This window comes from Pedobacter ginsengisoli, from assembly GCF_030244015.1.
In the GTDB taxonomy this organism is placed as follows: domain Bacteria; phylum Bacteroidota; class Bacteroidia; order Sphingobacteriales; family Sphingobacteriaceae; genus Pedobacter; species Pedobacter ginsengisoli.
On record NZ_JASSYX010000002.1, the window covers coordinates 673,622 to 694,978 of the forward strand.

The window sequence follows — 21,357 nt, forward strand, 5'->3', positions numbered from 1 at the left end:
TTTTATTTTACACCGTGCATCAGTTTTTTTATCAATGGATGAAGCGCTGTAATAAGCAGTCCTGCAGCAATAGGGATTATTGTAAAAATAAGGAAAAATGTAGACAGGCTATATTTGTTGCTGATCTCCTCAATCATACTTCCTGTAGCACCGGCCAACTTATTGCCCATTGCGATGAACAGATAATATACACCGAACATAAAACCTATCCAGGCAGCAGGTACCAGCTTGCTGACATATGACAGACCAACCGGTGAGATGCAAAGCTCACCTAAGGTGTGAAACAGATAGGCCAGTACCAGCCACACCATACTTACCTTTATATCCGGAGAAGTAATCGACGTTGCCGCATAGGCTAGAAAACCGAAACCGATACCGAGCAGGACCAGTCCGAGGCCGAACTTCATCGAAGCTGGTAAATTGAACTTACTTTCCCACCATTTTGAGAATACCGGGGCAAAACAAATGATAAAGAGGGAGTTGAGAATGTTAAACCAGGAGGCGGCAATCTCTGTTGTTTCAGCCACAAACTCACGGTTCACTTTCCAGAGCACAATGGCCCAGATGATCAGAAAACTACAGGAAAGAATGGTATTTCCAACCTTGTATCTGGAGAAAGTTTGTGCAAATAACCTGGAGAGCACATACGTGATAATTCCCAGGGGCACAATGGTCAGCAGGGCATCTACGATCTTAAAGGTAACACCTGCATTGCCGGTAAGTATCCGGGTGGTATTCTCTTTGGCAAAAATGGTCATACTTCCGCCGGCCTGCTCAAAGGCGGCCCAAAAGAAAATAGTGAAGATCGAAAAGATCAGAACGACGATCAGCCGGTCCCTGACGACATGCCCCGGTACCTTTTCTTCAATGACAGTTGGGTTTGGATTGGCCAGCTCTTCAGCGGCCTTCAGCTTTTTCTCTTCGCCGGGAAGCAAGCCGATATTGCCAAATATGCCCTTAGTGAAGTAAAATTGCATCATGCCCAGGAACATAAAAATACCGGCGAGGCCAAAACCCCAGCTCCATGAAATCTTTTCCCCGACATAGCCGCAGATCATGATCCCTAAAAAAGCACCCGCATTTACTCCCATATAAAAGATCGAATAAGCACCGTCCTTTTTCTCCGGGAAATCTTTGTACATTTTAGAAACGATCGATGTCATGTTAGGTTTAAACAATCCATTTCCTGCCATCAGACAGCCAAGTCCGACATAGAGAAATACCGGCGTCTCCAGCGCCATACTCGCATGGCCTATTGTCATGATCAAAGCACCAAGAATTACTGCCCAGCGATACCCGAGCAACCTGTCTGCGATCAGTCCTCCCAGTACAGGAGTCAGGTAGACACCCATTGTATAGGTGCCATACAATGAAATAGCTTCGGCTTTTGACCATTCCCAGCCGCCGGTAGCAATACTGGATGTCAGAAAAAGTACCAGCAAGGCCCGCATCCCATAATAAGAGAAGCGCTCCCACATTTCAGTAAAGAAAAGCACGAACAATCCTGCCGGATGTCCCAATACTTTACTCTCAAAAAAATTATTTGGGGTATCCAAAGTTTTTGTGTTCATTTTAGTCTTTTAGTGTATAATATTTAGCTTGTTTAGTTAGTTTGTTGCGCAATATAGGTACATGGAGGCAAAGTCCCAAATGCCTCTATAACTTCTTAATAGGCTTGGTATTTTTGTCTGTGGGGTCTGTATAAAACTCATCCATTACGTTAGGCTCATTCTTAAGCTCTACATTTTCCACCAGTTTTAGTTTTCCATTTAATATCTTATACGCATCAAAACTCAAATCGGATGCGTAATATTCAAAATTTCCTTCCATTTCCGCTGTAAACGGGGCAAGGTGGTCAAAGACGATCATATTCACCGACTTATCCATAGTAAGGGTCATAGAATTCATCTTGTTGTATTCAAAAATTATCCTGTTTTTTATGCCGGCGCCCTTTAAACCTTCAAATACCGGTTTACCGAATACCGGTTCACCCTTTTCAAAAGAAAGCACATCGATCACTTTTTTAGAAGTCTTAGCATTGTTACCTTTCCAGCCGATCAGCGTGTAAAATGGCTGTCTGCCGCTCACGATAACCGGCACAATTTCATAATAACGGGCACCATACCAGTTCTTGCTGCCGGTTACGGCATTTGGATCTTTGATCTGCTCTGTGTTGTCAATCAGCGGGTACAGTTTTAACTTACCATCGGCTGTGGCCATTTGAATAGTACCGAAATAACGATAAGAGCCATCATCCACAGGGACATACCAGGTAAAGATCCGGAAAGAATTATCCGGTGCCTTTAATATAGAGACTTTTTGTAGGGAGTCGAAGTTAAAATGAAAGGAGTGGGGTGTTTTCAGGGCGTTGACCAGGGTCTTGATGAAAGTGGCATTGAGCGCAAACCGTCTGGCATTGCTTTCCGCATCAAAGGTCTTTGCGCTGATGGTCTTGAGCGAATCCTGGTATTTAAACATCACAGGTCCGTTGTTGAACGTGAAACTATGTTGTGCCTGCATATTTTTTGAGGCGCAGCACAGCAAAAAGAAGATCAGTAAAGCTTGTAGGCCCTTATGCATTTATCTTAAGTTTTCTATTACAATGGCGCTGGCACCGCCGCCGCCATTGCATATTCCCGCAACACCTATTTTTCCATGATTTTGAGTGAGCACAGAAAGTAAGGTCACTACGATTCTGGCACCTGATGCACCCAGCGGGTGACCCAATGCTACAGCACCGCCATTTACATTTACTTTATCTTCTGTCAATCCCAGTTCCTTATTATTTGCAAGTGAAACTACAGAAAAAGCTTCATTAATTTCAAAAAAATCTACATCTGAAATGCTTTTGCCTGCCCTTTGTAATGCAAGTGGGATGGCTTTGGACGGAGCAGTGGTAAACCATTCGGGTGCCTGCTGTGCGTCAGCATATGCCAAAATCTTCGCCAGGGGTTTCAATCCAAGTTCTTTGGCCTTGTCTGCACTCATCAGGACCAGCGCCGCTGCGCCATCATTTAATGTAGATGCGTTGGCTGCGGTTACAGTGCCATCTTTCTTAAAAACGGGCTTTAGCCCGGGAATCTTATCAAACTTTACGGCAAAAGGTTCTTCGTCTTTATCGATCAGTGTGATTTCGCCTTTGCGGTCCGTTACTTCGACTGCAACGATCTCTGTGGTAAATTTACCGCCGGTCTGTGCCGCCTGGGCCCTTTTATAAGAACTGATCGCAAAAGCATTCTGGTCCTCACGGCTGATGCTGCATTCTGATGCACACAGTTCAGCGGCTGAACCCATATGATAGTCATTGTAAACATCCCATAATCCATCTTTCAATAGTCCATCTGTCAGTTGCCCATGACCCAGACGATAGCCCGTACGTGCTTTATCCAAATAATAGGGTACATTACTCATACTTTCCATACCGCCAGCTACAATGACGTCGTTTTGGCCCAGGGCAATACTTTGTGCTGCAAGCATAATTGCTTTGGTTCCTGATGCGCATACCTTATTAATTGTGGTAGACGGGACATCTGGCAGGCCTGCGAATTTTGCGGCCTGTGTAGCAGGGGCCTGGCCCAAACCGGCCGAGAGCACGTTGCCCATATAGACTTCCTGGACATCATCAGTTTTGATGCCTGCCCTGGCAACGGCTGCCTTTATGGCCAAAGCGCCCAGTTGCGTTGCAGAAAAGCCAGACAATGAACCGCCAAAGCTGCCGATAGGAGTTCTTACCGCAGAAACAATTACTACTTCTTTCATGTATACTTTAAGTTAGTTGAATGCAAAGTTATGTAATTTAGAATTACTGACGTTAAACTGGAAAAGCATTTAACACAATTTAATTTGTATTATTTTTGTTCCTTCAGTGAACTTTTGCCCAGCCTGCAACAGCCTAATCAAAAATCACAATCCGGATGGTTTCTTTCAATGATCACGGTTATTGAGTAGCTGTTCTGCTTAAATTTTCTTTTGCTTTCCTTTTGCTATTGTTTTGCTATTCTTTTGCTATCCTTTTGCTTAAGCAATAAAAAAGTAAAATAATAGCAATATTAAAGCATATAAAAAGCAAAATTAAATAAGAACGAAAATAAACCCTGTTAGCTGCCTGCGACTAAGTTATTTTGTTTTTAGGGAAAGGGGGAAGCCGATAAAACTAAAATTTTATCTAAGTTTGAATAAAATCAGGAGGCGCTAACGTTGGCAAAGATCAAGAAAAATTCTCATAAGGTTCTGTACCGCAAGTACTCATCAAATATAAAATATATCATGATGGTACTTTCTGTGTTGATCATTACTATCTTTCTTCCCAAACAACCCAGGTTCAGGTATGAATTTGAGAAGGGGGGCATCTGGAAGAACAAAGACCTCATTTCACCTTTCAGCTTCGCAATTCTCAAGACAAATCCTCAGGTCAATACTGACAAAAAAGATGCCCTGGAAAATATATTGCCGATCTATTCCTTCAATAGATACCTCTTCAATGAGATTGAAGAAGCTTATTTAAATGAATTTGATGTCAAATGGCGGAGCAGTGCTTTGCCTGAGGCCGATAAGCCAGTCAATAAGCAGGCATCTCTTAAATTGTTAAAATCGATTTATACAAAGGGTATTATAGCCATAAATAACAAGCACCAAAAAGGAAACCGCTATTATGATTTTTCATTGCTGGACGACAACGTCAGCAAAACTTACAGTTCCCAGGACGTTTTTACAGTACAGACCGCCCTTGAATATTTTAAAGATAACTTTTCTTCCGTAGATCTTAGGGTTAAGGATGTTGTTGTCAACCTGGTGGAAGATCACCTGAGACCGAATATTATTTTTAATGAAAAGCTGACATCCATTGTACAGGAAACGACCATCAACAGCCTGTCTACTACCAGGGGAATGGTGCAGAAAGGAGAACTCATTATTGCCAAAAACAATGTAATTGATGACGAGGCCTTTCAAAAGCTGCAGTCATTTAAGGAGACTTATGAGGCGCAGACCAAAACCATAGGAAACAGTACGCTTGTGTATTGTGGTCAGGTTTTACTGGTTGGCTTTATTGTGAGTTTACTGATGGTATTTTTAAAATTGTTCAGAAAAGATATTTTCGCGGACAACAGGCAGCTTTCCCTGCTTTTGCTGGTCACTACAACCATGCTGCTGTCTCTTACCTGGGCCATAAAGCTGAATCTGCCAAGTCTTTACTACATTCCTTTTTGCATTGTACCGATCATCATCAGGATCCTGTTTGACACCCGGCTTGCGTTATATCTGCATTTGCTGGTGATCCTGATCGCGGGGTTCTTTGTACCCAATAGTTTTGAGTTCGTTTTCTATCAGACCACTGCGGGTATGGTAGCCATTTACAGCATTAGGAACCTGATCAAGCGTGAGCAGCTGCTATTGTCTGCCATGTATATTCTGTCAGCCTATCTGATTTCCTTCATTGGTATTGCTTTGCTCAGGGAAGGTTCGCTTAGCGAGATAGAATGGATCAATTTTGTGCCTTTTATAGTGAGTGTGCTGCTTTCTTTGCTGGCTTATCCGCTCATTTACGGTTTTGAGAGGTTGTTTGGAATTACGTCAGATGTGGCGCTGATCGAACTGACCAATACCAACAATAAATTGCTAAGGGAACTGGCCTTTAAAGCGCCGGGCACTTTTCAGCATTCTTTGCAGGTCGCGAATCTGGCGGAAGCTGCGATATTTAAAATAGGCGGGAATTCGCTGCTGGTCAGGGCAGGGGCTTTGTACCATGACATCGGTAAGATCGAAAATCCTCAGTATTTTATTGAGAACCAGAATACAGGGATAAGCCCGCACGATAAGCTGCCCTATGAGCAAAGCGCCCAGATCATCATCAAGCATGTCCACAAGGGCATAGAGATCACCCGTAAGCATCAGCTGCCGGAAAGTGTGATTGATTTCATCAGGACACACCACGGGAATACCAGGGTTGATTATTTTTACCAGTCGTTTTTAAAGAACAGTCCTGAAAAATTTGTTGACGAGAATATTTTCCGGTATCCGGGGCCGATTCCTTTTTCAAAGGAAACTGGTGTGCTGATGCTCGCGGACTCAGTGGAAGCTGCCTCAAGAAGCTTGAAAAATCCGGATGCCCAGAATATAAACGACCTGGTTGAACGCATCATTGATTATAAGCTGGAACAAAATCAGCTGGACAATTGTGACATTACATTAAAAGACCTTGAAACTATAAAGCTGATTTTCAAGACAATGCTCATGAGTATTTATCATGTGAGAATAGATTATCAGCAAACACTGTAATTTTCTTTTGCAAATATCAATGAATTGCTATATTTGCAACCTCAAAAGGAATATTTTTGAGTATTCGGAGGGATGCCTGAGTGGCCGAAAGGAACAGTTTGCTAAACTGTCGTACTGGCAACGGTACCGAGGGTTCGAATCCCTCTTCCTCCGCGATGTGCAATGCTGCCCCAAAAGGGTGGCATTTTTGCATAAAAATGAAAAAGGTGCACATCAGTGACCAGTTTAAGACAGGAAAGTTCCACGCGGGATACCTAAGATTCAAAACGAAGACTGCAATAGCTAATCATCATTCAAGTCATTAGTTAAAATCCTGCGGTGATAGTTAATTTGCCCCAGGTGATAATTTACATGACTAACCAGGTGCACGAGAAAATAATCGGTTCTCATTGTATTTTCCATTATTTTAGCGGGAAATTCCTTGAAGAGATCTTCATCGTTAGTGCGATGTAAAACCTCCTGCACGACATTTTTGGCATTGTTTAGCTGCAAAACGATTTCCCCGGTAGTCGTACTGGTTGCACTGAATTCCTTATCCCTGTCCCGGACAAAACCATTACTGCCTAATACAGCTCCTATAAAGTGATGAACCGCTCCGGCAATATGAAGGGCAAGATTTCCCGCTGAATTGTTTATTGAACCTTCCCTGATCCAAAGTATGTCCTGATTTTGATAGGCTGACACTTCATCATGGTCTTTTGTAAATCCCGGACTAGAATAGCTGAAATGGATGATACTATTGATTGCGTTTCCATGATGTAAACTGATTAGTGTTTTTTGCTTAAATAATATCTTGCCGATTCACTCATGGTAATGAAAGAGCCTCCCAATAACAACAGGTCCTTAACGACCATCCTTCCTCTGCCTGAAAGATAGGGGAAACCATGATGTTGGTCACCCAATGCAGGCACCCAGCTTTCCGGTGTTGTAACTAAAAACGATAACGTGCCCAGGGTCATGATAAAGATCAGGATGCTTCCCGTGATGCTCAGCAGCGGCGCCGCTTTATGTAAAGCTACCAAAATTCCCATCCCGATTAGCAATATTCCCAGGCCTTTTGAAAACCCGTAGGTATTGTTGGCAATGTGCCACTGGTGGTTTCCGGCGATAAATTCACCTTCTTTGTTCACATGCGCTTTGTATTCTGAAGGATGGTTATAAAAGAAAGACATAAACGGGCTGTTTGCAACAAAAGGGGTAATGCCGTCTGCCTCGTACGTTGCGAATTTTAATGCGCCTATCCAGACTAAAATGACAACTGTTCCATAGCGGATAATCCTGTTGCCAAGACCGTCAAGATGTGCGAGTGTTGTAAGAAACGAATTCTTCATGATGTATTTGTTTTATCCAAAATTACATCAATACGAATCAGGATAACATGGATGAAAAAGGATTTTACATGTGCGAATCTGCCACAACAGAAATTCCTGTCATGTCCCTGAAAGCCTGTGGTGAGACCTTGGTAAACCTTTTAAATACACGGCTAAAATAAAATTCATCTTCGAAGTTGAGTGCAAAAGCAATCTCTTTTATGCTTTTTCTGGTAAGGTGGAGTTGTTTTTTAGCTTCCAGTATCAGCCTTTCAGTGATCAGGTGCGAAGGCGGCTTTTTATAATAACTGTTGCATCGTTTAGTAAGGGTATTTGGTGCCATGCCCAATAACGAAGCATAGTCTTTTGGCTTGCGTAACAGGAGGTAATGCTCATCTACCAGTACCCTGAAACGTTCCATTGGCTGGTCGTACTGGTTTTGCGCAGCCACCTCAGACAGCGTTCTCATTTTTATCGTGCTTGACTTTGCCAGAAACAGCTGCAGGTAAGCTCTGATTACAATTTCCGAAGGATTCTCTTTCTCAAATTCCTGCACAATCTGAGACAAAAGAAGCTCGAATTCACGGGCCTCATTTATGGTCAGGTTTACCGACGGCTCAATGTAAATGTTATTGAACAACAAACCGTTACAGCAAACTTCTGCGCGGTGATATTCAATGCAATAAAAATCGCCATGAAATCGGAGCATCCATGATTGTTCCGGTAACGAAGTGTCAATCTTCAGGGTCTGCAATGGCGTCGCAAATAAAAGCACCGGGCCCTCAAAGGGAAATACACCGAAGTCCGCATGATAACAGCCTTTGCCAGCCGGAATATACTGGATTGCATACTCTTTATACTGAGCAGGCTTGGATTGCAGTTTGGTCAGCCCTCTTGTGAGCCCGAACATATATTCACCAGATTTCGACAGTACTTCTTTCACCTGGTAAAAATAGAACAATATTTTACATACACTATGGATTCTTACAATATGGTAAACTAACTGTTAAATCAGCTGGTAGATTAAAAAACTGTATCTTGCTTCTAATTTAGGAATTGGCACCGCAGTGAAATACACAGAACTTAGACCGCACAATCTATTGTCGTCTTTAATAGATGTGTATTGGGAGCTTACCTGCAATCCAGAATTTCCGGTATTGGTCGATCCATTCAGATGCTTCCCTTTTGCGATCATTTGTATGATAGCTCTCCGTGTTGGGTCAGCTATAGCCTGAATACGTCTCTTCTCGTTTCCATTTACTTTGTGATATATAACCAAGTGGTTCCCCAAATGTAATCATTTTCTACCTGATTACCGGAAATTGAGATATCCTCAACTCAGTACACCCGTAAGGTACCAATGTAATTTCCTCTGTGTTTTGATCGGTTTCCAGCTGAAATATTGTGCTAAAAGGCAGAGGCCCAGCCATTTCATTATATACCTGCCAGATTGGAATTCGTTTTGCCCTGGTTTTGATTTTTACAGGTGCGTTTTCCTGGTTCCATGGATAATTGGCAAGGGGCGCGTTTTGCTTTTCGACAATGAAGTTCTCTGCAAGTTTATCGTTCCTTACATTGAGTAAGCCGTAGTTCCAGGGCGTGGTAGGTTTAATTTCGTAATAACCTTCTCCGTATTCCTGCGGGTCGGTTACATTTTTTACGAATTTTTTATCTTCGCCTATCTTCAGTCCGTAAACCAGCGGACCCCGTTCTATCGATACAGAGTATTCCTGCCAGGTGTTTTTATAAATGTGCATTGGTAAAGCCAATTCGACGACGTCCCCTGATTTCCATTCTCTTTGAATTTTCACAATCTGATTGCCGGGTTCTTCTTTATAAGTGTTGCCATTGATTTTAATACTTGCTTTTTTGCACCATGCCGGAATCCTTAAATGGAAGGGAAAGGTCGCATTACCTTTCTTTTCAATATTTACGGTGAACTTAATATTCTCATTAAATGGATAGCCCGTCTCCTCTACAACCCTGATCGGAATGTCATTAGCAACTTTCATGCGCACTTCACTTGGCGAATAAACCAGTGCGGCTATTCCTTTGTCAGCGGTCGAGTAAAACAGGTTCTGGGTAAATTTGGGCCAGCCCTGGTGCATGTTCGAAGTGCAGCAGGGGTAACCTGTCAGTACTCCGTAACACACGTCAGTGCCATGATGGTTCACTTCAAAATTCCTGGTCTTTCGCGTGGCCATAATCTGATTGGCCTGCTGGAAATATTGGTGGGTCACAAAATCATCTGATGCCTGAGCTGGCAGGGCATTGAACGTTATTTTTTCAAGGTGATCAGCGTAGCTCACGTTACCGGTGATCTCCAGCATACTTTCCAGAGAAAACATCATCTCTACTGCCGAACAAAACTCCGAGCCCTGGGTGGGGTTGTTGCCGTGAAGTGCTTCATCGCCGCCATAGAGTCCATGTGCCATTCCATTATAATGTATAAGGTCTTCAAGGCCTTTTTTTGTCGCATCAAGGTATTTTTGTTCTGGATGATGCTGGTAATAGATGATTGGTTCTTTAAATCCTTGCGCAAGGTTTACGCAATGGATACTGGCTGGTGTAGCCAGCATTTTTGTATTTAAAAAAGCATTGGTATAATCAAATGTCTGCTTATGGATGAGATCACCGAGTTCGAGCAGGAAACTATCTTTAGTGATTTCATGCAGCCAGTAAACAAGCATCAGATTGTCCCCACCGCGATATTTTGCCCAGAATGTCCAGTTATCTAGAGGTTTACCCGGCAATTCTTTGAGCTGGTATTTGAAATAATTAGTCATCAGCTTAATGATCCGCTGATCGCCTGTTGCTGAATAATATTGTTTCAGCACTTTCAGCATCACCATTTTTGGCCACCAATCCTGGCTGTTGTCCCGCTGGATCCCATTTTCAGGACCGTAGTCCTTAGAAGGTCCGAAATAGCCGTCGGGCCGCTGGCTTTTAATAGACCACTCAATCCAGGGCTTGGTTTTGGCAATCAGTTCCTTGTCGTTTAAGAGATAGGCAAGTGGCAATAGTCCGTCGAGCCAGTAAGGTCCTCTTTCCCATTGGTCACCGTCACCACCCAGCCAGCCATTGCGCTGGCCCATCACTGCGGGGTAAAGTTTATCCAGGCTTCCTGTCGATCCGGTTTTCTGGCGTACCAGCATTTCCTTTAACCAGCCTTGTGGTTTAATGGCACCCAAAGAAAGTTCCTTGTAAGGGTTTTCTATGTGCGGCGAGGATTGTCCGCTGGAGGTTAATGATTGTGAGAAGAGTATTGCAAAAAGCACGATCCATAATCTCATATATTTTGATAATTTCTTTGGCGTGGAGAACCGCCGCCTAAGTAATAATTGTAAGTTTGGTTTCATATTAATTATGTTAGGATCATTATTGGTGATTGATCTTAAACTCCAATTCAGAATGCCGGCAACCTGAGTTTGGAATTTGCTTGCACAAAATAACCATAGAATTTGATATCCTCAACTGTGGGCCTCAAATGTTATTCAATTTGATTCAATCGAAATCAAGTCTTAAAGAAACATAAATTTTGATAGCTATTGAACATGATGATGCTCAATTTTGCTGATTTTATGGATATACGGGATCAGGAATCATACCTTCGTCAGATAACAATGCATGATATTTTTTGGATTGCAATATTTTTTTAGCCGATCGTTTATGGCCGTTTATGTAAACATTATTTTGTATCAGCCGAATACCGTGACTATAATCGACCCAGTCATATTTATGACCGTTGTATAATGGCTGAATAGCTTTGCCGTCAGGTTTATGCCAGCCATAAATTACTACGCGTAAAGTCCCGTCATCAGCAACAATTTTATTGGATATCACGACGTCTTTTTTATTTCCGGCTGTAAGGACACCAGGAGTCGAACCGATTTTAGCCATTTGCTCATGTATAAGCCTGTTGTGGTCTTCAAAGACAGGAACAGTGATCATATGTGGAGATGGCGGAATCGGCTGTGGATTCAGCTTTAAAGTTGCTGAACGATAAATCTGGCCGGACATTTTGCGTGTAGGGAGCGTGCAATTAAGATCGGCTGCAATTTTTTGTGCAGAGCTGGCAGTCAGGGGACAATAAAAATAATCAGTATCCGATCCAATAACCAGGTAATCCGGTGCTACAAAGTAAGTTATTATAAATTGTTTTTTTTCTATCACAGCCGTATCTGTTACTGCGATAAATCGACGGAAGAACCGGGGTACATTCCCTTCTTCAACTTCCTTCAGTATCATTTGTTCACGTGCGGGAAGAGAAAGTGTGGTATCCCGGATTGTGGCTGCAAAAGCTGAACCTGATAATGCATTTTTGCTGCGTTCCGGTAAATTTAAGTGTTGGGCCTGGGTTGAAGTGCCAATAGTACTTAAAAGTAAGAGAAGTAACGGATGTTTAATCATTGTTCATTGCCATGCATTCCTGATTATACAAAAAACAGAATAATTTTATTCAAAACCTAAGTCAAAATGATAGTGAGTTCTAATCGTCCTTTTCATCAAATTTGATCTGCATTTGCAACAATTATTTTATAATGATTTGATATAAATATCTTCCGGTTCATTGACCGGGAGTGGTAATTGAATAAAATGACCATACTTATAAAATTTCAATCGTGCTGTAACCAATTCTTTTTGATTTCGTCTTATTGGTATAACCACACTATTGATGAGGACCTATTTGAGATTTACATTTCTGTTTTTGCTGTATGTTTTACCTTTTGGTTTATCTGCTCAGCAAAATCAGAAGATTGCCGGAACCGTAAAAGATGATAAACAAACATTGCCAGCGGCAAGTGTACTTTTATATACTGCGAAAGATTCTGTGCTGGTCACGACTGCAATCACTGACGGAGAAGGAAAATTCGGTCTCACCGCTGCTCCCGGATTTTATTATATTCTGGCAACCTCAGTAGGATATGAAAAAAATAAAAGTTCAGTGTTTGAACTTAAAGCACCTGTACATAACCTCCCGGTTATTTTACTAAAAGAAAATGCCAATAAGTTAAGTGAAGTAAATATCACAGCATCTAAACCTGTTCTTGAGCGAAAAGGGGATAAGCTGATCTTCAATATCGAAGCGACGCCTTCGGCAGCGGGTCTTACAGGGCTGGAAGTATTGAAAAAAGCGCCGGGAGTGACTGTTGATCATAATGAAAACATCTCTCTTGCCGGGAAAGGCAATGTCTTGGTGACGATAGATGGCAAGCAGACTTATCTAAGCGGCGCCGAAGTGGTCAATCTGCTGAAATCGATGTCGAGTTCTGAAATAGAAAGCATTGAAATTGTAAATAATCCCGGAGCCCGGTACGAGGCAAATGCAACTGGTGGAATTATTAACATCAAAACGAAGAAAAGCCGGGCGGAGGGCTTTAATGGAAGCCTGACAATTGGCGCCGGATATAACCAGCGCTTACAATCCAATAACGCTGTCAATCTCAACTACCGTAAAAATTTTTTTAATGTGTTTGGCTCTTACGATTACAACAGGTGGCCATTTCAGGAGAATCTGACCATCGACAGGATCACGCCCGGTATGGACTCAAAGCAATTGTATTTTAGCCAGCGAAATAAAGATACTTCAGTTTTTGCATCCAATAATTTTAAAATCGGGACTGACTTCTTCCTGACCAGGAATCATACGGTGGGCGTATTGTTTAAGGGAAATCTAAACGGATTTGATCAAAAGGGTTTTAGCAGGATTGCTATCGGCGATTCGTTTGCGCAGCCTGATTCAATATTGCAGACACCAAGTAAAAATGCTTCAGATCGTAAGAACTTTTCATATAACATCAATTATAAGGGTGTTTTGGATACCGCCGGACAGGAGATTACGGTTGATTTGGATTATTCCACGTTTGACGGTACCAATAATGCAAATTTTGTGAACCGGTTTTTTTTGCCAGATGGTTCCTTTTTTAAGAACGGACAGATTTACAGAAACTTTGCACCTTCTGATATCAACATCAGGGCAATAAAAGGTGATTACGTATTGCCGCTCAATAAAATGTTTAAACTCGAGGCGGGTATTAAGTTTGCCAGTGTGAAAAGTGACAACAATTTTGTCTTTGAGAATGATGTCAACGGGGAATGGATCCAGGATAACAACAGGAGCAACCGCTTTAAATATGATGAGCAGGTAGGTGCGGTATACACCATTCTGAATATTACCGCGGGTAAAATGTCAGTACAGGCAGGCCTGCGTGCTGAACGTACTAAGTCTACCGGCAATTCAGTCACCATAGATCAGCTGACTGAACGGACTTATACGGACTTTTTTCCGTCCATGACGCTGAGCCGTAATTTTGATGCAGATCATGTGGCCAGCCTGTCTTATTCCAGAAAGATCAACAGGCCAAATTATCAGAATCTGAATCCTTTTATTTTTTATTTGGATCAATATACCTACAATGAAGGAAATCCAAATTTGAAGCCTGAGTATTCCACAAATTTTGAGGCGACTTATCTTTTGAAGCAAAAGTATAGCGTTGCCTTAGGATATAGTCACACTTCAGATGTGATTACGCAGATTTTGCTGCAAAATGAGGCAAAGAAGTCCATGTATCAGACTGTGTTAAACCTTGCCTCGAATGATATTGTATCGCTAACCTTTAATTTTCCAGTTAAGCTCAGCAAATGGTGGAATATGACGAATAACCTTGTGGGCTATTTCAAACAGATCCAGGCGCCGGATCTTAATGGTACAGATTTGAACTCAAAGCAATTTAGTGCAAGTCTGTACACTCAAAATAACTTTACGCTGAGCAAGCAATTTAGTGCCGATGCTTCTGTATACACCAGTACTCCTCAGATTGACGGAGCTTTTAAATTAAAAAGTATGCTCAGCGCCGATGCAGGTTTACGCTATAATTTCCCAAATCAGAACGGCAACTTAAAACTTGGGGTTGGTGATATTTTTCATAGCCAAAGGGGGCGGGTATTCAGCACCCTGCCAGGTAATGTATATAACCTGGTACAATGGGGTACTTCAACTAATGTACGGTTGACTTTTACTTACCGCTTTGGGAAAACAACTGTTAAATCTGAGAGAAGCAGACAGACCGGACTTGATGCTGAGCAGAAAAGGCTGGGAGGAAAATAAGCACAGCAGTTGTTGTGGTTTAGGAATGGACTTGTTATGTTTGATAAATACTAAGTGTTTAACTCACAAAACCTAAACAAGTTATGAAGAAGGGAAGCCTGCCTGTTCTGTTCCTGCTGATGACACTAATGCTTACTGCACGGACATTGCCTGAAAAGCATTGGCTAACCGGCAAGACTATACCCGATACCGGCCGTTACTTGTATGTTGCGGTTCCGGGAATACGTGATTACCTGGGTTATGGAGGGCATGGCTTGCTTATCTTTGATATCAATAACAACCATCAATTCATAAAACGGATGGAGACCGGGGGCTTTCATCCAAATAAAAAGCCTTCAAATGTTAAAGGGATTGCAGTAAGTATTCCCAACAATAGTATCTATATCAGCACTTTAGAGTCTCTCCAGCGTATAGATCTCAGTTCTGGAAAAATCATCTGGGAAAAAATGATCGAAGGAGGGGCCGACAGGATGTCGATATCACCTGATGGCATGATCATGTATCTCCCTTCTTTGGAAAATAAATTTTGGAATGTCGTAGATTGTAAGACCGGGGAGGTGATTAAAAAAATCCAGGGATTCAAAAGAGCGCATAATACTGTATATGGGTCATCAGGAGACCATGTTTATCTGGGTGACCTGGGATCTCCCTGGCTGAAAATAGCAGAGACAAAAACACACACGATCATCAACCAGGCTGGCCCTTTCGGTAATTTTATCCGCCCGCTTACAGTTAATGGAAAAGAAACAAGAGCATATGTAACTGTAGACAGTTTGCTTGGTTTTGAGGTAGGGGACCTGACGACTGGTAAAAAACTTGCGCGTGTAACTGTTGAGGGATGGGAAAAAGGACCGGTAAGACGGCACGGGAATCCGAGCCATGGCATCGGTCTCACACCTGATGAGAAAGAGATATGGCTTTGCGACGGGTTTAATATGCGCCTCCATGTTTTTAAAGCAGAAGAACCTTATCAGCAATTGACCACAATACCGCTGCAGGATATGCCTGGATGGGTGACTTTTAGCCGGGATGGGAAGTACGCTTACCCTTCAAGTGGTGAGGTCATCGATGTAAAGACCCGTAAAGTGCTGTTGACGCTTAAAGATGAGTTTAACAATAGCGTCGCAAGTGAAAAAATGATCGAAGTAGATTTTGAAAATGGTAAAGCAGTACGGTCTGGCGACCAGTTTGGTGTCGGACGCAGAACAAATTAACCGATGTCAAAATCGCTTATGAGGATGTTAAAATAATTGAATATATCAAGTGTACGTTTGACTATCATTGATTATCAATTAAACCTGCACAAGAAATGAAATTACTCCGTTGTCAATTTTACCTGATCATTGCGTTTGCAATCTTTCAGGTGTTGGTTGTTACTCAGCTGTCGATTGCTCAGAACAAAAAAACTTCAGCTGTCTCATCTGGTTTAACGATCTGGGATAATAAACCTGCCCAAAAATGGATGACTGATGCATACCCAATGGGTAATGGAAGAATAGGCGGGATGGTTTTCGGTGGTTTGAAGCAAGAGCATATCCAGTTCAATGAGATCAGTTTGTGGACAGGTGATGAAACCGAAACAGGTGCCTATCAAGCCTTTGGTGATCTTTTTGTCGATTTTAATAATGGTCAGGATACTGCATCCGAAGTGCCCTCAGACTACCGTCGTGAACTTGACCTGAGCAAAGCCATACAGCAGGTCAGTTATACCAGTGATGCTGTAGCCTATAAAAGAGAGTATTTTTGCAGTTTTCCAGATAAAGTAATGGTACTCAGATATACAGCAGGCAAAAAAGGGGCTTACTCTGCTACAATCCAGCTTAAAGATGCACACAAGGCAAAAGTATCAGCATCAGGCCTGACTTTACAGATCATGGGTAAACTGGAAAATGGACTTGCCTATCATGCAACTGTTGCGGTAAAAACGGAAGGCGGGTCTAGCCTTATAGAACCAGATGGGAAAGGCGGCTTTCAGTTTAGCATTCGCCATGCAGATGCTTTTACGGTATTGCTTTCAGCAGCGACCGATTATAGCAATAAGCGAAGCCAGTTTTGGAGGGGTGCTGCGCCGGGACCCAAAGTAAAAGCGCTGATTGCGGCTGCATCCGCTAAAAGTTTTGCGGCATTGAAGGCGAATCATCTAAAAGATTATCAGGCTCTGTTTAATAGGGTTGGCTTGAATTTGGGCGGTGCCAGTCAGGCACAGCGTGCAGTACCTACTTATCAAAGGCTGATCAATTATAAGCATACGCCAGACCATGGTCTGGAGGAGATCTTGTTTCAATACGGACGATATTTGCTGATCAGCTCATCCAGAAAAGGAGGATTACCGGCCAATTTACAAGGTTTATGGAACGAAAGTAACAATCCGCCGTGGCGTTCGGATTACCATTCGAACATCAACGTCCAGATGAACTACTGGCTGGCAGAACCTACCAATCTGGCTGAATGTCATTTTCCATATCTGGACTATATCAACAGCATGCGCGAGGTTAAAAAACAGAATACCCAGAAACAATACCCGGGTGTTCGGGGCTGGACGGTAAAAACAGAGAATGGCATATTTGGCGGAGAAAGTTTTTTATGGAATACCCCCGGAAGCGCGTGGTATGTACAGGATGTATGGGAGCATTACGCATTTACAAAAGACATTGCTTACTTAAGGACCTTTGGTTATCCTTTGCTGAAAGAAATCTCTGAGTTTTGGGATGACCATTTAAAAAGGAGACCAGACGGTACCCTGGTAGCCCCCAACGGGTGGTCCCCTGAACATGGCCCTACAGAGGATGGGGTAACTTATGATCAGGAAATCATATATGACCTGTTCACCAATTACATAGCCGCTGCAGATGTATTGAAAACAGATAAAGCATACAGGGATCATATCTACAATCTAAGAGCACATTTGTTGGCGCCTAAAATCGGTAAATGGGGACAGCTGCAGGAGTGGGAGACAGATCGTGATGATCCTAAGGATACTCACCGGCATGCGTCACATTTGTTTGCATTGCATCCCGGTAAACAGATCAGTACTATAAAAACTCCTGAGCTTGCCAATGCAGCAAAAGTAAGTTTATTGGCCAGGGGCGACGCTTCAACAGGCTGGTCTATGGCCTGGAAAGTAAATTTTTGGGCAAGATTGCAGGATGGAGATCATGCTTACACCATCATTAAGAATTTTATTACCCCGGTCGGTGGCTTAGGGACAGATTACAATCAAGGTGGTGGAGTTTACAGTAACTTGTTTTGTGCGCATCCCCCATTTCAGATTGATGGTAATTTTGGCTATACTGCCGGTGTGGCGGAGATGCTGCTCCAAAGTCAGACCGGGGATATCCAGGTGATCCCTGCACTACCAAAGGAGTGGGTGAGCGGAAGCGTGAAGGGCTTGCGTGCGAGAGGAAACTTTGAAATTGTGCGCATGGTCTGGAAGAATGGGAAAGTGGTTTCACTAAGTATTAAGTCGCTGTCAGGCGGTGCATGTAAACTTCATGCACCAAATGCATTGAAGGCTGGTTTTAAGTTGAAGAAAGAAGTGAATAATACCGGTCATAGCTATAGTTTTAACACGGTTGCAGGTGAAACATATGTGTTTGCGGGTGTTTAAACTAATGTCGTAAAAATGTTTTTAAATGAAATGCAAAAAAAGCAATGAGGTAAGTGATTGATTCCTAGCAAATAGCCCGTTGATGTGCTTTGGGCTGGATAATTTAGTGTTAAACGCGGCTTAAATATTTGCATCGGTATGTTTTTTTTATATCTTTGCATCCCGTAGCAATCAAGGCTATGGAAAAGATACCAGTTCGGGGTGTAGCGTAGCCCGGTATCGCGCCACATTTGGGATGTGGAGGTCGTAGGTTCGAATCCTGCCACCCCGACAAAAGCTAAAGTCGAAAGGCACAAAAAAGCTCTTAAATCATTGATTTAAGAGCTTTTTTATTTAAGCCAATACTTACCAAACAAAACCTGACCTGTTCGGTATCCATTTATATTGGGTATTTAATTGAAATGGACATCTGATTATCAATTAGGTTTTTCCTGGGTCTTACTAGTATTGGGTAGGCGGGAAGGGTGAATCTATTAATGAAGCCTTTCCCTCAATAACCCATACACCCAGGTACCCGCAATGGCGCTTAAAAGTGTTACTGCAGTTACCGTTGCGCCAGTACCAATTTGAGCAAAAAGTGGTCCGGGGCATGCACCAGTAATCGCCCAGCCCATGCCGAATATCAAGCCACCAAAAATTTGGCCCCTATTGAAAGTTTTAGGGTGAAACTCTATGGTTTCGCCATAAATGGTTTTGATGTTAAATTTTTTGATGAGCCAAACTGAAATTATCCCTATTGCAATGGCGCTACCAATAATGCCATACATGTGAAACGATTGTAGACGGAACATCTCCTGAATGCGAAACCAGCTTACTACTTCTGATTTAACGAAAACTATTCCAAATAGAACACCTACAATAAGATATTTAATGTTGTGATACCATTTGTGTTGTAGATGGCTTTCGTTTATGCACATTGCATCTAAAGATCGGGTTTCAAAATCTGTATTTTTATTTTGTTGCATGATGATCTGTTAAAGTGATAAAATGTGCGGTAAAATGAGATTAGCCATGGCGAAGCCACCGATCATAAAACAGATTGTAGCTACCAGTGAAGGCCATTGTAAATTAGACAAGCCCATAATCGCATGCCCGCTGGTACAACCACCGGCATATCTGGTACCGAAACCCACCAAAAAACCACCTATCACAATTAATATAAAACCACGAAATGTAAATAGCGATGGCCAGCTCATTACATCGGCTGGAATCAAATTATCATAATTGGTAATACCATAGCCTGCCAATTCAGTGGCTAACTTTGTATTTACTTCCATGGGGTTAGGATTAGACAATAAGCCCATCGCAATTGCGCCACCCAGTAATATCCCAAACACAAAGAATAAATTCCATGCTTCTTTTTTCCAATCGTATTTAAAAAACGGGATGTTTGCAGGAATACATGAGGCACAAATATGTCTTAATGAAGAGCTGATCCCAAAGGATTTGTTGCCTAAAATCAAAAGTGCTGGCACAGTTAAACCTATTAGCGGTCCAGCCACGTACCATGGCCAGGGTTGTTTTAAAAATTCTACCATATTGATGTGATCTATTTCTGAATGGTACAAAAGTGCAACATCCATAGACTGATTAGAATGCGTGCTCTTTATTGCTATCAATTTTGTATTGTCCTGCGTACTAAACAGCGGTGAAAAAATTCCATAACTATATTGTTTTACCTCCGTTAGCCAACCATTCTTTCATGCCGCCATAATAGTTCTTGACACCATCAAAGCCATTTCTTCTTAAAATGGAATTAGCAATTGTTGCACGGTCGCCGCTTTGGCAATGAATTACCACTTGTTTGTCTTTGCTGATTTTATTGAGGTTATCTTGCAAGGTTCCAACAAAAACATGTTCTGCACCGTCAATATGCCCGTCTTCGTATTCTGTTAACCCGCGCACGTCTACAATCTGAACATTATCTTTACCTAAATAAGTTTTAAATTTTTCCAGGCTAATAACATCGGCAGTTTGCAGTTCAATTCCGAGATCGTCGACATTATTTATGAAACCATAAATGTTATCTAAGCCAATGCGCATTAGTTTCCTGGTGATTTCTTCCATTTCGCTGGCATTGGCAACAATGATAAATTGCTCTTGATAATTCATAATCCACCCAGCCCAGGTCGACAAGCTGTTGTTGTGCTGGATATTGATGCTGCCAGGAATAAATCCTTTTGCGAAATCTATTTTGTTACGTGTATCAATTACCTTAATGCCATCGCTGAAGGCTTGTGAAAACTGCGTGGTGCTAAGTAAGTGGTGTTGCGGAATTTCTACCAACAATGGGCGATTAACCTTATTCAGCTGTTTCATCATAGCAAAATATTTGGGCGGTTCAGGCTGTCCGGTCAGCAAATAATCTACAAATCCATTCTCGTCATTTTCGTGTTGGAAGGCCCAATTCCTAATTTTTTCATAACCTACAGTTGAGCTTGGTACTGCACCCAGGGTTTTACCGCAGGCAGAGCCCGCGCCGTGACCCGGCCAGACCTGTAAATATGAAGGTAATTCAGCAAAACGTTTAACAGACTGGTACATCTGTTTTGCACCTGTTTCTTGTGTGCCTACCAATCCCGCCGCCTTCTCCAATAAATCAGGACGACCAATATCACCTACGAAAACGAAATCTCCGGTAAAAATCATTACAGGTTCGCTGGTTGCCGGATGGTCAGTTAACAAAAAACTGATGCTTTCGGGCGTATGACCAGGCGTGTGTAGCACTTCTAAAGTAAGATTGCCTACTTTAATTATATCACCATGTTTTAATCCTATGTGATCAAATTGATATTGCCAGTCTGCACCGCCTTCGTCCGATAGATACAACTGAGCGCCAGTTACCGCCGCCAGTTCTCTTGACCCCGCTAAGAAATCGGCATGAATATGCGTTTCGGCAATGTGCGTGATATTAAGGTTATTTTGTGCAGCTATTTTCAGATATACATCCATATCACGTTGTGCATCAATTACAATGGCCTCGCCTTTGGCCTGGCAACCAATTAGAAAGCTCGCCTGGGCCAGGCTTTTATCGTATACGTGTTGAAAAAACATAA

General features: G+C 42.3%; 15 protein-coding genes and 2 tRNA genes. 6 read left to right on the plus strand and 11 right to left on the minus strand.

The genetic code is table 11. The annotated features are described in order from the left end of the window. Positions 1-2: 2 nt before the first annotated feature. From QEP08_RS10005 to QEP08_RS10015, 3 genes are all read right to left on the minus strand, one after another. Positions 3-1,571, minus strand: coding sequence for a peptide MFS transporter (locus tag QEP08_RS10005; RefSeq protein WP_285057584.1), 1,569 nt, complete (start codon positions 1,569-1,571; stop codon positions 3-5). Between the two features lie 85 nt (positions 1,572-1,656). Further along, positions 1,657-2,580, minus strand: a complete 924-nt coding sequence (locus QEP08_RS10010; protein WP_285057585.1) for a hypothetical protein — start codon at positions 2,578-2,580, stop codon at positions 1,657-1,659. After that, a complete protein-coding gene (locus tag QEP08_RS10015) occupies positions 2,581-3,759 on the minus strand; it encodes an acetyl-CoA C-acyltransferase (RefSeq protein ID WP_285057586.1) in 1,179 nt (392 codons plus the stop codon). 510 nt (positions 3,760-4,269) lie between these two features. On the opposite strand from QEP08_RS10015, the gene QEP08_RS10020 reads away from it, so the two are divergent. Together QEP08_RS10020 and QEP08_RS10025 are read left to right on the plus strand one after the other, a co-directional pair. After that, the gene (locus QEP08_RS10020; protein WP_285058364.1) at positions 4,270-6,276 is read left to right on the plus strand and encodes an HD family phosphohydrolase; all 2,007 of its coding nucleotides are present in this window, start codon (positions 4,270-4,272) and stop codon (positions 6,274-6,276) included. Positions 6,277-6,342: 66 nt separating this feature from the next. Then, positions 6,343-6,429, plus strand: a tRNA-Ser gene (locus QEP08_RS10025). A gap of 129 nt (positions 6,430-6,558) precedes the next feature. Here the strand turns inward: QEP08_RS10025 and QEP08_RS10030 are convergent. The 5 genes from QEP08_RS10030 to QEP08_RS10050 form a co-directional block, all read right to left on the minus strand. Beyond that, on the minus strand, positions 6,559-6,960 hold the full coding sequence (locus QEP08_RS10030) for a DinB family protein (RefSeq protein ID WP_285057587.1): 402 nt from the start codon (positions 6,958-6,960) through the stop codon (positions 6,559-6,561). A gap of 83 nt (positions 6,961-7,043) precedes the next feature. Then, entirely contained in the window at positions 7,044-7,607 is a 564-nt protein-coding gene (locus QEP08_RS10035) for a DUF417 family protein (protein ID WP_285057588.1), read from the minus strand. Between the two features lie 64 nt (positions 7,608-7,671). Beyond that, positions 7,672-8,529: a helix-turn-helix domain-containing protein gene (locus tag QEP08_RS10040; protein WP_285057589.1), complete on the minus strand. Its 858-nt coding sequence runs from the start codon at positions 8,527-8,529 to the stop codon at positions 7,672-7,674. Between the two features lie 361 nt (positions 8,530-8,890). Next, positions 8,891-10,879, minus strand: a complete 1,989-nt coding sequence (locus tag QEP08_RS10045; protein WP_285057590.1) for a beta-L-arabinofuranosidase domain-containing protein — start codon at positions 10,877-10,879, stop codon at positions 8,891-8,893. Positions 10,880-11,165: 286 nt separating this feature from the next. After that, a complete protein-coding gene (locus QEP08_RS10050) occupies positions 11,166-11,996 on the minus strand; it encodes a hypothetical protein (protein ID WP_285057591.1) in 831 nt (276 codons plus the stop codon). A gap of 265 nt (positions 11,997-12,261) precedes the next feature. Here QEP08_RS10050 and QEP08_RS10055 point away from each other — a divergent pair, with 265 nt between their 5' ends. The 4 genes from QEP08_RS10055 to QEP08_RS10070 all read left to right on the plus strand — a co-directional run bounded on the left by QEP08_RS10055 (position 12,262) and on the right by QEP08_RS10070 (position 18,572). Continuing rightward, entirely contained in the window at positions 12,262-14,694 is a 2,433-nt protein-coding gene (locus tag QEP08_RS10055; RefSeq protein ID WP_285057592.1) for a TonB-dependent receptor domain-containing protein, read from the plus strand. An 83-nt stretch (positions 14,695-14,777) separates the two neighbouring features. Further along, the gene (locus tag QEP08_RS10060) at positions 14,778-15,908 is read left to right on the plus strand and encodes a YncE family protein (protein WP_285057593.1); all 1,131 of its coding nucleotides are present in this window, start codon (positions 14,778-14,780) and stop codon (positions 15,906-15,908) included. A 95-nt stretch (positions 15,909-16,003) separates the two neighbouring features. Further along, on the plus strand, positions 16,004-18,301 hold the full coding sequence (locus tag QEP08_RS10065; protein WP_285057594.1) for a glycoside hydrolase family 95 protein: 2,298 nt from the start codon (positions 16,004-16,006) through the stop codon (positions 18,299-18,301). Between the two features lie 197 nt (positions 18,302-18,498). Further along, positions 18,499-18,572 (plus strand) — tRNA-Pro (locus QEP08_RS10070). 202 nt (positions 18,573-18,774) lie between these two features. Here the strand turns inward: QEP08_RS10070 and QEP08_RS10075 are convergent. The 3 genes from QEP08_RS10075 to QEP08_RS10085 form a co-directional block, all read right to left on the minus strand. Continuing rightward, positions 18,775-19,266, minus strand: coding sequence for a DUF6691 family protein (locus tag QEP08_RS10075; protein WP_285057595.1), 492 nt, complete (start codon positions 19,264-19,266; stop codon positions 18,775-18,777). A 9-nt stretch (positions 19,267-19,275) separates the two neighbouring features. After that, entirely contained in the window at positions 19,276-19,884 is a 609-nt protein-coding gene (locus QEP08_RS10080) for a YeeE/YedE family protein (RefSeq protein ID WP_285057596.1), read from the minus strand. 82 nt (positions 19,885-19,966) lie between these two features. Further along, the gene (locus tag QEP08_RS10085; RefSeq protein ID WP_285057597.1) at positions 19,967-21,355 is read right to left on the minus strand and encodes an MBL fold metallo-hydrolase; all 1,389 of its coding nucleotides are present in this window, start codon (positions 21,353-21,355) and stop codon (positions 19,967-19,969) included. Positions 21,356-21,357: the final 2 nt, after the last annotated feature.

Excerpts from the sequence above, each read along its gene's own strand:
- QEP08_RS10005 (WP_285057584.1), bottom strand. The coding sequence starts at position 1,571 with ATGAACACAAAAACTTTGGATACCCCAAATAATTTTTTTGAGAGTAAA.
- QEP08_RS10010 (WP_285057585.1), bottom strand. The coding sequence starts at position 2,580 with ATGCATAAGGGCCTACAAGCTTTACTGATCTTCTTTTTGCTGTGCTGC.
- QEP08_RS10015 (WP_285057586.1), bottom strand. The coding sequence starts at position 3,759 with ATGAAAGAAGTAGTAATTGTTTCTGCGGTAAGAACTCCTATCGGCAGC.
- QEP08_RS10020 (WP_285058364.1), top strand. The coding sequence starts at position 4,270 with ATGGTACTTTCTGTGTTGATCATTACTATCTTTCTTCCCAAACAACCC.
- QEP08_RS10035 (WP_285057588.1), bottom strand. The coding sequence starts at position 7,607 with ATGAAGAATTCGTTTCTTACAACACTCGCACATCTTGACGGTCTTGGC.
- QEP08_RS10045 (WP_285057590.1), bottom strand. The coding sequence starts at position 10,879 with ATGAGATTATGGATCGTGCTTTTTGCAATACTCTTCTCACAATCATTA.
- QEP08_RS10050 (WP_285057591.1), bottom strand. The coding sequence starts at position 11,996 with ATGATTAAACATCCGTTACTTCTCTTACTTTTAAGTACTATTGGCACT.
- QEP08_RS10055 (WP_285057592.1), top strand. The coding sequence starts at position 12,262 with ATGAGGACCTATTTGAGATTTACATTTCTGTTTTTGCTGTATGTTTTA.
- QEP08_RS10060 (WP_285057593.1), top strand. The coding sequence starts at position 14,778 with ATGAAGAAGGGAAGCCTGCCTGTTCTGTTCCTGCTGATGACACTAATG.
- QEP08_RS10065 (WP_285057594.1), top strand. The coding sequence starts at position 16,004 with ATGAAATTACTCCGTTGTCAATTTTACCTGATCATTGCGTTTGCAATC.
- QEP08_RS10075 (WP_285057595.1), bottom strand. The coding sequence starts at position 19,266 with ATGCAACAAAATAAAAATACAGATTTTGAAACCCGATCTTTAGATGCA.
- QEP08_RS10080 (WP_285057596.1), bottom strand. The coding sequence starts at position 19,884 with ATGGATGTTGCACTTTTGTACCATTCAGAAATAGATCACATCAATATG.
- QEP08_RS10085 (WP_285057597.1), bottom strand. The coding sequence starts at position 21,355 with ATGTTTTTTCAACACGTATACGATAAAAGCCTGGCCCAGGCGAGCTTT.